This is a genomic window from Abiotrophia defectiva ATCC 49176 (assembly GCF_000160075.2).
Taxonomy (GTDB): Bacteria; Bacillota; Bacilli; order Lactobacillales; family Aerococcaceae; genus Abiotrophia; species Abiotrophia defectiva.
In genome coordinates, this window is record NZ_KI535341.1 from 39,065 (window position 1) to 52,581 (window position 13,517).

Here is a 13,517-nt window from a genome sequence, read left to right on the forward strand (position 1 = left end):
ATGCCTTACCCCCACGTAAGGTCGCACCATTTTCCGGCAGTGCACTCCTTGCATTGCCTAAGTCTATCATACAGCACTTGATTGGCAATGAAAAGGCTTATAGACGGTCTGTAGATGAAGCTTAACACTTCTGACATCTGCCCTTTATTTGATTGCAAATATTACACTCTTGTAACATTTGCCTAGACCAATCCTAGGCAAGAGCTTCAATTTGGTCTAATAAATGATCTACATAGCCAATTGCTGAACGTAAGGCGCCAGCATCCGCCATGGACACGCCGGCATGTTCTGCCAAGGCTAAAGGCCCCATGGTGCCTCCGGCTTTAAGAACTTCTAGCCACTTATCAATAGTGGTTTGGTCTCCTGCTGCAATCTTCTGCCCTACAGCCGTCCCAATGGTTAACCCTGCTGAGTAGGTGTATGGATAGAGGGCCATGAAGTAATGCGGCTGACGCATCCAAGTCAATTCGGCACCTGGATTAATCTCCAGGGCATCACCCCAGAATTCCTTAAGGGTTTCTAAGAAGAATTGGTTGAGACTGTCGGTATTGAGGAAGTCATCACGGTCTACTGCTTCCAGCACCTTACGTTGGAAGTGAGCTTCCAAGAGGTGAGTGACCATATTGTGGAAGTAGGTCCGCGCAATAAACTCAGCAATTAAGGTCCGTTTTTGCGCAGCTTCTAAAGGTTGGCTGAGCAAATATTGACACATAATCACTTCATTAGCCGTTGAAGGCGCCTCGATAAAGTAGAGACTGGCTTCTGGTGTAATAGGCGATACATGTTGGTTGGTTAACTGGAAGTGCCCCGCATGCCCCAATTCGTGAGCCAGAACAAGCACTTCGCTGAGTAAGCCTGTCCAGTTGAGCAGAATATAAGATGGACCGTTGGCTACCGTCGCACAGAAGCCACCAGTTGATTTGGTCTGATTCATTGGATAGTCAATCCAACGCTCGTCGAAGGCGCGACGCACGATTTCTTGATAATCTGGTCCTAAAACTTTGAAGGTATCTTCCACCATGGCACGCGATGCCTCAATGCTGATGGTCTCAGCAGGTTCCTTAGAGAATGGCATCTTAATATCTGCCAAAGATACTTTGTCCAAGCCCTGTTCAGCTGCTAGTAAGCGCGCGTAACGACGCATCACCGGCGCAAACTCTGACATAATGACATCAATTTGGCGATTATAGGCTTCGCGACTCACATCTTGCTTAAAGAGTTCGTAATCAATGATTGAGTCAAAACCGCGCAACTTAGCTTCCTTCTTGCTCGTTTGCACATAGTTGAGGTAGTTAGCTGCTGCCGTATGTTGATAGCGCGCCAAGCCATCGTGGAAAGATTTCCATGAAGCATGACGCAATTCATAGTCGCTAGCCCCTTCGTAGTCCCCCTCAAATTTGACGAAACTATTTGGATAGGTCTTACCCGCCACTTGGAAATCGTCGAAGGTCAAGTCCTGGAACTTGAGGGTTCCATAGAGAGAATATTGGTTGTAAAGCGAGCTCTGGAAACTGGATAGGAGCTCTTCAACCTCCTTAGAAAGGACGCTAGGTTTTAAACGCAAAACTTCATTGAGGTAGCCCGCATAGCGCTTGCCCTTGTCAGATTGACTAAACTCTCTCAGGTAGGCTTCATCCAAGGCTGATAACTCTGGTGCTAGAAAGGCAAGCTTGGCCCCGACTAATTCGAAGAGTTGATCCAAGCCAACCGCATTGGCTTCATTCTGAGCATCTAGTTTGTCAGTCTCATAGGCTAACGAACCATAATGTGAAACCCAAGAAATAGCCACTTGAATAGCCTCGTAGTCGGCCAAGGCCTTTTCTAATTGTTGCGTTTGGTCCAGAGTGCCCGCATAGTTAGCTTCGAACTCTGTCACCTGCTTCTTCAAGTCCTCTACGGCTACTTCATAGGCCGCTTGGTCTTTATACAAGAGACTTAAATCCCAGGTCTCTGCTAAAGGCAATTCCTGTCTTAAAGGTAATGACATCTTACTTTCCTCCTTGTTCTGCACGTAATTCAGTTATAAAGCGTTCAATGCGCTCGAAAGCTTGCTTCAATTCATCGATCGAGTAGGCATAAGATACCCGTACGAAGCCTTCGCCTGACTGACCGAAGGCAGATCCCGGCACAACCGCTACCTTGTGCTCCCGAATCAGACGGGTAGCAAACTCTTCGGAACTTAGGCCAAACTGACTAATATTCGGGAAAATATAGAAGGCGCCAAAAGGCTCAAAGCATGGAATGCCTAAGCGTTTGAGCTCCGCCATCAAATAACGTCGACGTTGATTATAGCTGTCACGCATCATTTCCACATCACTAGCCCCATTCTTAAGGGCCATGGTGCCCGCATACTGACTCATGGTTGGCGCAGCCATAATAGCAAACTGGTGAATTTTCACCATCTGAGCCAGGATTTCTTCTGGACCACAGCAATAGCCTAAGCGCCAGCCGGTCATGGCATAGGCCTTAGAAAAGCCATTGATATAGATAGTCCGCTCAACCATACCTGGCAAATCAATGAGCGAATAGTGCTTCTTGCCGGTATAAGAAAGTTCACTATAGATTTCATCTGTAATAACCAAGAGATCATGGCGCACAATGACCTCAGCGATGGCTTCTAAGTCCTCTTTGGTCATAACCGCACCAGTTGGGTTATTGGGGAAGGATAAAATTAAGGCCTTGGACTTAGGCGTAATTGCCGCTTCTAACTCTTCCGCCGTCAGCCGAAAATCATTGGCTTCCTTAAGTGGAATAGGCACCGGAACGCCATCCGCCAGGGTAATACATGGCAAATATGAAACATAGCAAGGTTCATGATAAATCACTTCATCTCCAGGTTCTAGACAGGCCCGCAAGGCTAGGTCGATGGCCTCTGACCCCCCGATTGTGACTAAAACCTGAGTGGCAGGATTGTATTGAACCGCATGATTGCGCGCGATGTAATTAGAAATCTCGGTTCGTAATTCCATCAGCCCACGGTTAGCTGTATAGAAAGTCCGGCCTTTCTGAAGGGTGTAAATCCCCTCTTCTCGCACATGCCAAGGGGTATCAAAATCGGGTTCCCCCACCCCTAGCGAAATGACATCTTCAATCTCATTGGCGATGTCGAAAAATTTACGAATCCCAGAGGGCTGAATGGATTGCACCTTCTGGTTGATAAAACGATGACTCATGGAGTAACCACCATCCGTTTGTGTTTGTCATCCTTAACGAACATGGTGCCGTGGTCTTTGTATTTAGTTAAGATAATATGAGTTGCAGTCGATTGCACTTCTTCAATCACAGACAAACGACTAGAAACAAAGAGGGCAATTTCCTTCATTGGTGCTTTTTTAAGCTCAACCAGGAAGTCAAAGCCCCCAGACATAAGGTAGAGAGAGTCTACTTCTGGGAAGAGATATATTTTTTCGGCAATACGGTCAAAACCTTGCCCACGTTGAGGGTTAACCTTCAATTCGATAATGGCAGAGACACTTTGATCATCGGTTTTATCCCAGTTAATTAAGGTATGATAACCGACAATAATACGGTCGGCTTCAAGCTCGGCAATGGTTTTGATTACTTCTTCTTCACTATAACCTAGGCGAACAGCCAATTCAGCCGGTGAAATTCTACTGTTGCTTTCTAATACTTTTAATATCGCTTGGCGTTGATTCATGATGAAACCTCCTACTAGACTTGTGGCCAGTCTCTGCTGGCGCACCCTGTTCCTATTATAGCACAAAGCAAGGCTAAGGCGAAAGACTGGAGGTCAGCGCCAAGCAAGTCGAATCTACCCTAGAATAAAAAAAGTCGAGCGGCCTTTTAAGGCTACTCAGCAAGTCATATTCGGAGAATTAATCCCCAACTTTGATATGGTCGGTAAGATCCCCTGATTGACTAAAATCAATCGGAAAATCTAAGCTAGGCTGCGGCATCTGGTAGCCCAGATAGGTCACGGCAAAGTCCTTGAGCCGGGCGCCAATTTCACGAAATTCACGTTTGAATCGGGTTGAAGCTGCCTCTTCCGCTGCCAACCCTACCGCCTGTAGGCCTAAGCCGCGCGCCAACATAAGGGCGCGGGACAGATGATAGCCTTGGGTAACGATAATCACTCGGTTCTGACCTAGAACATGTTTGAGCCGATAAAGGCTATCATAAGTCGAGTAACCCGCATGATCTAAATAAATGCGTTCACTGGCTACTCCATGCTGAACCAGATAGTCCTTCATGACTGCCACTTCATTATAATATTGATTGGTGTGGTCGCCACTCATAATGAGAGCCTTATTGGGAAAGGTCTGGGCTAGCGTAAGGGCCGAATTTAGCCTTCCTGCCAGGACCTTACTTGGCTCCTTATTGTCGATAATTCCAGCCCCTAGCACCAAAATAGGCACCTGGTCACTAGCCCAATCGGTGGCTTGGATCTGTTGAGGCGTCTTGGTTTGGAATTGGGCGCTAACAATCACCCAAAGATTAATAGCTAGGATTAGCAAGAGCCCTAAGGATGCTAGGCCAATGATTGCTTTAAAAATTGATAGAATCATTCTCACGCGCCTCCCTCCTTCTCAAATTTCTTAGCTTTTTATAGTATAACAGTATCCTGAAGAGAAGTCTAAAATTGTCAGTCCTGTTGCGAAATTTAACTCAGCTGTTATCCGTTTGTCACGGACTCTGCCGCTTATCTATGGTAGACTATAGAAGATTACCCCGAGGGCTCCAGCCCCAACTATCAAATATCCCATAGAAAGAGGAAACCTCATGAAATTACGCCATATCTTTTTATTTTTGCTGGCCATTGTCTTAGGTGCCGGTGCCACTATTCTCTATCTCAAGTTCCAAGAACCTACCCGCAAGAACAATCAGACACAAGAATCTAGTTCAAGCCAGTTAATCAGTCAGGCTTCTTCTAGCAAGCTTGAATCGAGCAGCAGTGCCTCATCCTCTTCAGAACCACCACAATCTTTCTTGAATGAAAGCATTCCGGAAGACGCTAGCTATAAGAAGACGGTCTTACCTGCTGAAATGGACGGTAACGAGCTCAATAAGAAAATCAACGAATTCTATCAGGCCAACTACTCAGCAGATGAGAAGGCCGCTAGCCAACAAGCACTTAGCCAACAAGAATTAGCAGACTTACAAAACTACTTGGATCAATCTGGCAATGTCAGTGGCTTGGAAACTAAGGTCGACCAAATCGCGGTGAAATTAGGTAACCAAACCAGTTACGTCGTTCGTTTAGTTGTGCCAATGACTCGCCAAGAAGCTAACAGTCGCGTCAAGGATAGTGATATCGAGCTCATGAACCAAGCCCTATCCTATGTCGGCAATCGCCTAGTTTTAGTAGCCTACTATGATCAAGCTAAGCAAGCCGTGGTGCCTGTCAGCCTATCTAACAGTTCCCGACCTGCTCTCTTCTACTACAACGTACAACCTTAAAGTAAATCAAAGGCCACCTGTCACTTAGGATAGGTGGCCTTTATTTGCGTGGAAAAGGCTAACTTTCAGCTGAGTCTCGAACCGTGTCAATGCCTAAAACTACTGCCAGAACTAATACCGGATGAATCGTTTCATCATAGATTTCAATCTCGAAGGTATCGGACCAGGTCATAATCTTGCTCCGAATGGTCGCAATAATTTCTCCATCTGCATCATAAATACTACAGCCCTTGAGCCAAGAAATACCATCTACCGTCCAACCTAAACCTTGAATCGATAGGCGGGTACCCAAGAAACTGAAGCGTTCTTGAATGGTCGCCACAGTCTGGCCTTCTATACTGATTGTTAGGCGTTGGAAGAAGAACCGCCACATGGCCTGGGTCACTGTCGCCAACTCGGTACCGCTCTTGGCATCTAGAATGGTCATCTGGCGACGAAGCCAAGGCATACGACCTCGAACTTGAAAAACTACTTCCCCTGCCTGGTCATAAATCTCAAAGTTTTGGCGAATAGACATAAAATGTTGCTTCATATAGAATTTCATCATATTCTCTCCTTACTTGTGATAGGCGTGTCCCTTCATAATTCGGAAAGCCCGATAAATCTGCTCGACTAGGACTAGGCGCATGAGTTGATGAGGCAAGGTAATCCGCCCAAAGCTAACTCGCCACTGGGCCTTTTGCTTGAGACGCTCAGCTAGGCCTAGGGAGCCACCAATTATAAAGCTTACTTTGCTTTGCCCATGTAGGGCCATACGGTCCAAACGCTGGGCTAAATCTTCCGAAGAGATGAGGTCTCCTTCGATAGCGAGGACAATGACCTGACGGCCAGCATCTAATCGAGCCTCTATACGATCTGCTTCCTTATCTAGAACTTGTTCGATTTCGAGAGTGGACATCTTCTCAGCAGTTGCTTCATCGGCCACCTCAACGATTGATAGGTTGGCATAGGCGCCAAGGCGCTTGGTGTATTCGGCAATCCCTTGTTTGAGATACTTCTCCTTGAGTTTGCCAACACAGATAATTTCAATTTGCATCCTCATTCCTCCTACCATTATCATAGCATTTTTCGGCGATTTTTTGTATGATAATAGGGAATTGAATTAGAATCGAGGTTCTCGCTATGCAAGATCTATTCTCCCCGAGCAAATGGACCGCAACCCAGAAGCTTACCGTTAGCTTTCTGGTGGTTATTTTAACCGGGAGCTTTCTCCTCTGGTTGCCTATTTCCAACCAGCCAGGAACTCATCAAACTTATTTAGACCATCTCTTTACTGCTGTCTCCATGGTCTGCGTGACGGGCTTGACCGTCCTATCCATTAAGGACACCTATACCGTCTTCGGCCAAATAGTCGGCATTATCCTTATGCAGATTGGGGGCTTAGGGCTGATCACGCTCATTTCTGTCAGCCTCTTCTATCTGAAACGTCGCATTTCGCTTAAGAGCCAGACCACCTTACAGATGGCCCTTAACCGTAACACTAATGACAACTACAAGAACTTTCTCTTTAACGCCTATCGCTTCACCTTTGCAGTAGAGGCCATTGGCGCCCTAGTTCTGATGACGGACTTCATTCCCCGCTACGGCTGGGCAAAAGGCGCCTTCAATGCCGTTTTTGTTGCGGTTTCTGCCTTCTGTAATGCTGGTTTTGACAACCTAGGCAGCAACAGTCTCCAAGACTTTGTTCTCAACCCAACGGTTAACTTTACAGTTGCCTTACTCATTATTGCAGGGGGGATTGGTTTCACCGTCTGGGCCGAGCTGAGCGAAAGGTTAAATCACTACTTCCATTCTCGTCCACGCCTCTTGCGTTTGAGTTTCCGCCGTTTGAGTTCCCACTCACGCCTAGCGCTGATAGCAACTGCTACCTTGTTATTTGGCGGAGCCCTTATCACTTGGCTATCAGAACTCAGACATGGCTCAACTATCGGTAATTATAATATCTTCCAGCAGTGGATGATTTCTTTCTTCCAGTCTGCTGCCTTCCGTACGGCCGGCTTCTCGACTTTGAACTATGAAGCGACCCATCCCTTCACCAATCTGGTCTATATGATTCTCATGTTAATTGGGGGGGCCCCAGGTGGTACAGCTGGTGGTATTAAGGTCACTACAGCTGCCATCATGTTCTTACTCTTCCGTTCCGAACTCAAGGGCCACACTGAAGTAACTTTCCATAAACGGGTTATTCCAGCCAGCGCCGTTAAGCAAGCTATGACCATCATTCTCTTTTTCTTCACGGTCTTAATGATTGGCTATTCGCTCTTACTCTTGGAGCATCCAAATCTCAATCCTTACCATCTTCTCTTCGAGGCCATTTCTGCTATGGCCACTGTGGGTTCTTCGGCAGGGATTACCTCGCAACTCACAACTTGGGGGCGCATCATTATTATGGGCATGATGTTCTTGGGCCGGGTAGGTCCCTTTACCGTCTTCCTCAGCTTGCTCCAACGTGACCGCAAAGAAATTCACTATGCCGATACTGATGTATTAATCGGCTAATCAGAAAGGATCTGTACACTTATGAAACCAAAACTTAATACTCGGATTATTGGCGTCTTAGGCCTGGGGGTCTTTGGCCGTACCGTCGCTAAAGAACTTAGCAAATACGATGTAGATGTTATCGCCATTGACAACCGACAAGCCAATGTCCAAGACGTGGCAGACTATGTTACTAAGGCGGCTGTCGGCGACATTACCGACTATGACTTCTTGAAAAATATCGGCGTTAAGGAATGTGACATTGTCATTATCGCGACCGGTACTAACTTGGAAAGCTCTGTACTAGCAGCTATGCACTGTAAAAAATTAGGTGTCCCTCGGATCGTGGGTAAGGCTCGTAGCTTAACCTTTGAAGAGGTTCTCTATGAAGTGGGCGTCCATGTAGTGGTCTCTCCTGAACGTGACTCTGGTGTACGTTTAGCATCTAAAATTCTCCGTAATAAGATTGACGAAGTACTACGATTAGACGATGATACCTCGATTGTCGAATTTACAGCACCTGATGCATGGGTCGGTAAGACCGTCTTAGAACTAGACTTACGACGCAAGTATGAACTCAACCTAATTGGTATGCGGGAAGAAAAAGGTGAGAAGTTGAATTCTTCTATTGCCATCAACCACCCAATTGAAGCCAACACCATTTTGGTCGCGATGGCCAATTCTCATGTCTTCGAGAAATATGACTATTTAGGTTACTTTAACGACTAAACTTGATATCAGAAAAAGCCATGGTTTGAAACCATGGCTTTTTTGCTAGTGGATTAAATTTAGGAACGGCGACGACGCATGAGGACGAGGCCAATCGCTGCAAGGACTAGTAGAGCACCCACTAACAAGAATGGTAGGCGGTCCACTTCACCAGTGTTTGGCAAGCCCTTCTTATTTTCTCTCTTGGTTTCTTTCTTGACCTCTACCTTACTTGAGCTTTGACTTTCTTTTGATTCAGATTTAGACTCAGCAGGCTTAGATTCACTAGATTTTGAAGACTCGTTAGGCTTGGATTCACTTGGCTTAGAAGCTGAGGATTGAGAAGATTCAGCTGGTTTAGATTCAGTTGGCTTAGAAGCTGAAGATTGGGAAGACTCAGCTGGTTTGGATTCGGCTGGCTTAGATTCTGAAGCTTGCGATGTCTCTGCTGGTTTGGATTCGGCTGGCTTAGATTCTGAAGCTTGTGAGCTCTCTGTTGGCTTTTGTTCAGGCTTAGGTGCTGGCAATGAAATAACGGGCAGCACTTGTTTATCCGCTTCATCTTCCAGTGGCAACTGCGCTAAGTAGCTATCGAATTTTTTCTTGAGCGTCGCAAAATTTTGAATGGTTTGACTCGCATCATAAACGCTAGCGGTCACCAAACCTTCAGACGTTTCGCGTTCTTTGGCTGGTTTATATTCCTTAACACCCGCCATACCATCTTTTTCAAGACCTTGTTCTACTAGCCACTTATGAGCCGCAGAGACAGCTTGATCACGATTACCCTCTACCAAGAAGTAGAAAACAAGCCCTTCTGTATTATCTTGGGCATTAACTAGAACATAGCGCACAATGCTGTGTTCCTTAGCTTGCGCTACTTGGCTAGCCTCCGCCTCATTATTTGATGCAGTGGCTTGTGCTGCAACTGGATAGCTACCTAAAACACTGGCAACTAAACCCAAAACTAAGATTCCTTTCGACCACTTTTTCATGGTGAATCGCTTCCTTTCCTTTTGTTACACTTATTGTAACTCTGTTACAGAAAGATTACAAGCGGATCTTTGTTTTTTAGTATTTATTTCCCGAATAATTCATAAATTCGCAACATTTCGCTTATTACCGGCCTAAATCGGCAATCCGAATTGTTACATAAATGTTACAGAAATAAAAAGAGCCCCTGTTTTCACAGGAGCTCAAAGCTTCAATTTAACCTTGGGTCAAACGTTTGCGGATGTAACTAGAGCTATACTCAACAATCAGGATAAAGGCAATTAAGCCAATTAAGATGGCACCCACTTCATCCCATTTATAACCGTTAATCGCAAAAGTCAATGGTGCCCCGATCCCGCCGGCTCCAACAACCCCTAAAATCGTGGCGTCACGTAGGTTCATGTCGAAACGGAAAATTAGGGTAGAGATTAGACTAGACCAGAGTTGAGGAATAATCCCGCAGCGAATTTTCTGGAAGGTAGAACACCCCGCAGCATCAAGCGCCTCGAGTATGGAATCGTCTAAATCATCAATGGTTTCCGAGAAGAGCTTAGAAATCATCCCAATCGAGGTAACTGATAGGGTCATGACCCCAGCAAAAGCACCTGGGCCGGTTACACGGATAAACATGAGCCCATAAACGAAACTTGGGATGGTCCGAACTGCCATTACGAAGAGGCGTGTAATGACGGTAATGGGCATTGGCATGACCTTACGTGAAGCGAGAAAAGCCAAAGGAATAGAGAATACAGCCCCTACAATGGTTCCCATGAAAGCAATAGCTGCCGTTTCTAGGAGCAAGTGGAGTACGCCACTCTCACCTAAACCAAGTAAGGTTTCCAAGTTAGGGTGGAAAATCCCGCTAATAATATTGAAGGCAATGGTCGGGCCCTTTTCAGAAATATCAATAGAGCCCAAAGCTGACCAGGACCAAACAATGAGAATTACTAAACCAAGCACCCATAAGGCCTTGAAATACTTGTCTGAGGTACGTGATTCATACATTTCGTTAATTTTATTAATCATGATCCGAACCTCCTAAGTTAGTTTAGAGCGCAAGTAGCGACTGGTATACTCGATAATCAGGACTGTCACATAGAGGGCAACTAAAATCATACCTAAATTTGTATACTCACGCCAAGCAATCTTCTCATTCAAGATGACCCCAATCCCACCAGCACCAACCCATCCCAGAATGGCTGCGTGACGGACATTCCCTTCAAAAGTATAAAGGGAAGAAGCAAGATAGGAAGGTAAGACTTGCGGCAAAATAGCGCCTAGAAAACTATAAACCCGGTTAGCACCTAGGGCTTCCATGGCTTCAAATGGTTTCATATCAACCGTTTCAATCATTTCATAGAGTTGCTTAGCCATAAAGGAGAAGGTGAAGATGGCAATGGCCACCGTCCCAGCAAAAGTCCCAATCCCAAAAACCAGCGTCAAAACACTGGCGTAAATCAATGTCGGCACTGTCCGAATCAAGCTAAGAACTAATTTCATAGAGCCAGTAATCCACCGGTTAACAACCATGTTATAGGAAGCAACCACAGCGACTGGAATGGCCAGTAAGGCGCCAATGACAGAGCCTAAGATAGACATTTTAATGGTATCTAATAGCGGTCCCTGAACAGAAGCCCAGTAATCCCAATTAGGCGGATACATCCGTCCTAAAATAACAAAGAATTGATTTCCTCGCTTGAGTAAGGTGGACATTTTGAAGCCAGTAAGTTCTATAGAATAATAGAAAGCTAGGACAACCAAGATGAGATAAAGCCAGGTTAGAGAACGTTTCTTGCTGACGGTTTTACCATTGGGTAGGGTTCGGGTTTTCGGTCCCCACATACGATGCCAGAATGCATTCATCATCATATCCCCCTATTCAATCGCTTGGCCCTTGTAAATCACATCCAAGATTTCAGGTGTGACTTGGTCAGAAGGTCCGTCATAGACAACTTCCCCATCACGAATACCAATGATACGATCACAGTATTCCAAGGCTAATTCCACATGGTGAATATTGAGTAAAATCGAGATCTTATCATCTTGGTTAATAGCTTGGAAGTCTTCCATTACGGCTTTGGCTGTCACAGGGTCTAGAGCTGCGACCGGTTCATCGGCTAGAATAATCTCTGGGTTCTGCGCCAGCGTGCGTGCCAGGGCCACTCGTTGTTGTTGGCCCCCAGATAGTTGGTCTACCCGAGTGTAGGCTTTTTCTAAAATCCCTACGCGGTCCAAAGCGGTCAGCGCTCGAATTTCTTCTTCCTTCTTATAGTAACCAATGAGAACCCGCCAAAAAGGAATATCTGGCACAAAGGCATTCATCACATTGCTGATGACAGATGCCCGCGTTACTAGGTTAAAAGACTGGAAGATCATGCCAATTTTACGGCGAAAACGGCGTAAGCTTTGGCCTTTCAATTGACTTACATTGGTCCCATTAACTGTTAGCTCCCCTTCACTAATAGGGTGCATGCAGTTGATGGTCCGGATTAGGGTAGATTTCCCCGCACCTGACAAACCGATAATCCCAACAAATTCTCCTTGCTCTATGGTCAAGTTGACATTCTTCAGAGCAGTCACCCCGTTGGGATAGCGCTTAGAGACATTCTTGAACTCTATCATGTGTAATCCTCTCTCCTCATTATAATGGCAGACAAGAAGCAATCCTTTAAGCTACTTCTGTCTGTGCTCTCTTATCACAAAAAGAGCAGAGCCTCACGGAGACTCTGCCGTCTTGAGCGTCATGCGGACTAGTTGCCCTTAATTAATTTTTGCGCTTCGCGCTCTTTGTTGTAGTCTTCGTCTTTGGCTTCTTTATAACCGGTGTGGTTGTAAATCTTGATGACTTTCTTACCTTCTTCGGTCTTAGCAATATCCATCAAGGATTTCTTGATTGCTTCGTTCAATTCAGGTGAAACAGTTGTAGAAGTCTTGCTAGCAGATACAGTATCATTGACGATGTCTGGTGTTACACCGATAACGTTAGTTGCTTCCCAGATAGGTGCTGAAGCGCCCATTTCTTTTTGCCACTTGTCAACGTTGTCGCGACGTAAGTCAGCATAACCAACAACAATATCCACTTGTTCAGCAGCCAAACGTGTCATGGCATTGGTGTAAGAATCAGATTGTACCACGTTAGCTAAATCGGTAATCTTCTTACCAAAGTTTTCTTTGAGCCAGAGGGTTGGGTAAATGTAACCTGATGCTGATGAAGAGGAGAGAACAGTCCATTTAGCAGAGTTGAGGTCGTCCCAAGTTAACTTTTCCCCCTTGTTGACTTTCTCAGCTAATTCTTTACCTTTAGCAGATGGGCCTGCTAAAATCAAGCCCTTGTAGAAGGTAACTTGCTCATCAGTAGGTTCAGTTGCTTTCTTGTCATTCCATTCTTTTGGTTCAGTGGAATTTTTGTTAAGCCCTTGACGAGTAGCAGTTAGGAGAACTTCCACATCATCAGAAAAGAGAACATAAGTCCCTGATGGGATAAAACCATAGTCAAGAGTCCCTGATGCTAATCCTTCCCCTACAGCTTCAAAGTTAGTCCCTACTGTGATTTCTACGTTCTCAACTTCAAAACCATTTTTAGCAAGTTCGTCTTTCAATAATTGCTTGAGCGGTTCAGTCGATGTTACGATTTCGTCTGGGTTACGTGACGGCACGAAACCAATCTTAATCGTGTCAATTTTCTCTGCCGCCTTGGCAGTAAACGGTGCGATTAATCCGGCCACAAAGGTCGCAATTAAGGTGAAGATGGCAAAAAGCTTCAGGCTTTTTTTCATTTTAAGGATCCCTCCAACAAAAATAATAGATTCTACCCAAATTATAACACCCCCTTATCTTCCGGCAAGAAATAAATTATCAAAAGTGCCTTTTCGCTGGTTTTATTTTTCAAACGTTCGTGTTTTTTGACCCTGGCTTAATCAATC

Annotated in this window: 14 protein-coding genes; 3 read left to right on the forward strand and 11 right to left on the reverse strand. The window is 45.4% G+C overall.

Going from position 1 to position 13,517, the window contains the following annotated elements:
- Positions 1–193 precede the first annotated feature (193 nt).
- From pepF to GCWU000182_RS07600, 4 genes are all read right to left on the reverse strand, one after another.
- The gene (gene pepF / locus GCWU000182_RS07585; protein ID WP_035364779.1) at positions 194–1,987 is read right to left on the reverse strand and encodes an oligoendopeptidase F; all 1,794 of its coding nucleotides are present in this window, start codon (positions 1,985–1,987) and stop codon (positions 194–196) included.
- A 1-nt stretch (position 1,988) separates the two neighbouring features.
- Positions 1,989–3,173, reverse strand: a complete 1,185-nt coding sequence (locus GCWU000182_RS07590) for a pyridoxal phosphate-dependent aminotransferase (protein ID WP_023392237.1) — start codon at positions 3,171–3,173, stop codon at positions 1,989–1,991.
- Positions 3,170–3,658 (reverse strand): Lrp/AsnC family transcriptional regulator, encoded by a 489-nt coding sequence (locus GCWU000182_RS07595; protein WP_023392238.1) that lies wholly within the window; start codon positions 3,656–3,658, stop codon positions 3,170–3,172. The genes GCWU000182_RS07590 and GCWU000182_RS07595 overlap by 4 nt, the downstream gene beginning before the upstream one ends.
- 178 nt (positions 3,659–3,836) lie before the next feature.
- Positions 3,837–4,526 carry a SanA/YdcF family protein gene (locus tag GCWU000182_RS07600; protein WP_023392239.1) on the reverse strand — a complete coding sequence of 230 codons (690 nt, stop codon included), beginning with the start codon at positions 4,524–4,526 and terminating at the stop codon, positions 3,837–3,839.
- Between the two features lie 214 nt (positions 4,527–4,740).
- On the opposite strand from GCWU000182_RS07600, the gene GCWU000182_RS07605 reads away from it, so the two are divergent.
- Positions 4,741–5,418, forward strand: a complete 678-nt coding sequence (locus tag GCWU000182_RS07605; protein WP_023392240.1) for a hypothetical protein — start codon at positions 4,741–4,743, stop codon at positions 5,416–5,418.
- A gap of 58 nt (positions 5,419–5,476) precedes the next feature.
- On the opposite strand, the gene GCWU000182_RS07610 is transcribed toward GCWU000182_RS07605, so the two are convergent.
- Both GCWU000182_RS07610 and rlmH read right to left on the reverse strand, forming a co-directional pair.
- Positions 5,477–5,962 carry an LURP-one-related/scramblase family protein gene (locus GCWU000182_RS07610; RefSeq protein WP_035364781.1) on the reverse strand — a complete coding sequence of 162 codons (486 nt, stop codon included), beginning with the start codon at positions 5,960–5,962 and terminating at the stop codon, positions 5,477–5,479.
- 12 nt (positions 5,963–5,974) lie between these two features.
- Entirely contained in the window at positions 5,975–6,454 is a 480-nt protein-coding gene (gene rlmH / locus GCWU000182_RS07615; RefSeq protein ID WP_035364782.1) for a 23S rRNA (pseudouridine(1915)-N(3))-methyltransferase RlmH, read from the reverse strand.
- An 86-nt stretch (positions 6,455–6,540) separates the two neighbouring features.
- Between rlmH and GCWU000182_RS07620 the strand changes: the two genes are divergently transcribed.
- Entirely contained in the window at positions 6,541–7,917 is a 1,377-nt protein-coding gene (locus GCWU000182_RS07620; protein ID WP_023392243.1) for a TrkH family potassium uptake protein, read from the forward strand.
- Between the two features lie 21 nt (positions 7,918–7,938).
- Complete coding sequence (locus GCWU000182_RS07625; protein ID WP_023392244.1) at positions 7,939–8,625, forward strand: potassium channel family protein; 687 nt, start codon at positions 7,939–7,941, stop codon at positions 8,623–8,625.
- A 59-nt stretch (positions 8,626–8,684) separates the two neighbouring features.
- On the opposite strand, the gene GCWU000182_RS07630 is transcribed toward GCWU000182_RS07625, so the two are convergent.
- The 5 genes from GCWU000182_RS07630 to GCWU000182_RS07650 all read right to left on the reverse strand — a co-directional run bounded on the left by GCWU000182_RS07630 (position 8,685) and on the right by GCWU000182_RS07650 (position 13,370).
- A complete protein-coding gene (locus GCWU000182_RS07630) occupies positions 8,685–9,596 on the reverse strand; it encodes an LPXTG cell wall anchor domain-containing protein (RefSeq protein ID WP_023392245.1) in 912 nt (303 codons plus the stop codon).
- A 214-nt stretch (positions 9,597–9,810) separates the two neighbouring features.
- Positions 9,811–10,620 carry a phosphonate ABC transporter, permease protein PhnE gene (phnE, locus tag GCWU000182_RS07635; RefSeq protein ID WP_023392246.1) on the reverse strand — a complete coding sequence of 270 codons (810 nt, stop codon included), beginning with the start codon at positions 10,618–10,620 and terminating at the stop codon, positions 9,811–9,813.
- 12 nt (positions 10,621–10,632) lie between these two features.
- Complete coding sequence (gene phnE / locus GCWU000182_RS07640) at positions 10,633–11,457, reverse strand: phosphonate ABC transporter, permease protein PhnE (protein ID WP_035364784.1); 825 nt, start codon at positions 11,455–11,457, stop codon at positions 10,633–10,635.
- A 12-nt stretch (positions 11,458–11,469) separates the two neighbouring features.
- Positions 11,470–12,216 (reverse strand): phosphonate ABC transporter ATP-binding protein, encoded by a 747-nt coding sequence (phnC, locus tag GCWU000182_RS07645; protein ID WP_023392248.1) that lies wholly within the window; start codon positions 12,214–12,216, stop codon positions 11,470–11,472.
- A gap of 128 nt (positions 12,217–12,344) precedes the next feature.
- A complete protein-coding gene (locus GCWU000182_RS07650; protein ID WP_023392249.1) occupies positions 12,345–13,370 on the reverse strand; it encodes a phosphate/phosphite/phosphonate ABC transporter substrate-binding protein in 1,026 nt (341 codons plus the stop codon).
- Between the last annotated feature and the right edge of the window lie 147 nt (positions 13,371–13,517).

Excerpts from the sequence above, each read along its gene's own strand:
- pepF (WP_035364779.1), bottom strand. The coding sequence starts at position 1,987 with ATGTCATTACCTTTAAGACAGGAATTGCCTTTAGCAGAGACCTGGGAT.
- GCWU000182_RS07620 (WP_023392243.1), top strand. The coding sequence starts at position 6,541 with ATGCAAGATCTATTCTCCCCGAGCAAATGGACCGCAACCCAGAAGCTT.
- GCWU000182_RS07605 (WP_023392240.1), top strand. The coding sequence starts at position 4,741 with ATGAAATTACGCCATATCTTTTTATTTTTGCTGGCCATTGTCTTAGGT.
- phnC (WP_023392248.1), bottom strand. The coding sequence starts at position 12,216 with ATGATAGAGTTCAAGAATGTCTCTAAGCGCTATCCCAACGGGGTGACT.
- GCWU000182_RS07625 (WP_023392244.1), top strand. The coding sequence starts at position 7,939 with ATGAAACCAAAACTTAATACTCGGATTATTGGCGTCTTAGGCCTGGGG.
- rlmH (WP_035364782.1), bottom strand. The coding sequence starts at position 6,454 with ATGCAAATTGAAATTATCTGTGTTGGCAAACTCAAGGAGAAGTATCTC.
- phnE (WP_023392246.1), bottom strand. The coding sequence starts at position 10,620 with ATGATTAATAAAATTAACGAAATGTATGAATCACGTACCTCAGACAAG.
- GCWU000182_RS07650 (WP_023392249.1), bottom strand. The coding sequence starts at position 13,370 with ATGAAAAAAAGCCTGAAGCTTTTTGCCATCTTCACCTTAATTGCGACC.
- GCWU000182_RS07600 (WP_023392239.1), bottom strand. The coding sequence starts at position 4,526 with ATGATTCTATCAATTTTTAAAGCAATCATTGGCCTAGCATCCTTAGGG.
- GCWU000182_RS07590 (WP_023392237.1), bottom strand. The coding sequence starts at position 3,173 with ATGAGTCATCGTTTTATCAACCAGAAGGTGCAATCCATTCAGCCCTCT.
- GCWU000182_RS07630 (WP_023392245.1), bottom strand. The coding sequence starts at position 9,596 with ATGAAAAAGTGGTCGAAAGGAATCTTAGTTTTGGGTTTAGTTGCCAGT.
- GCWU000182_RS07595 (WP_023392238.1), bottom strand. The coding sequence starts at position 3,658 with ATGAATCAACGCCAAGCGATATTAAAAGTATTAGAAAGCAACAGTAGA.
- GCWU000182_RS07610 (WP_035364781.1), bottom strand. The coding sequence starts at position 5,962 with ATGAAATTCTATATGAAGCAACATTTTATGTCTATTCGCCAAAACTTT.
- phnE (WP_035364784.1), bottom strand. The coding sequence starts at position 11,457 with ATGAATGCATTCTGGCATCGTATGTGGGGACCGAAAACCCGAACCCTA.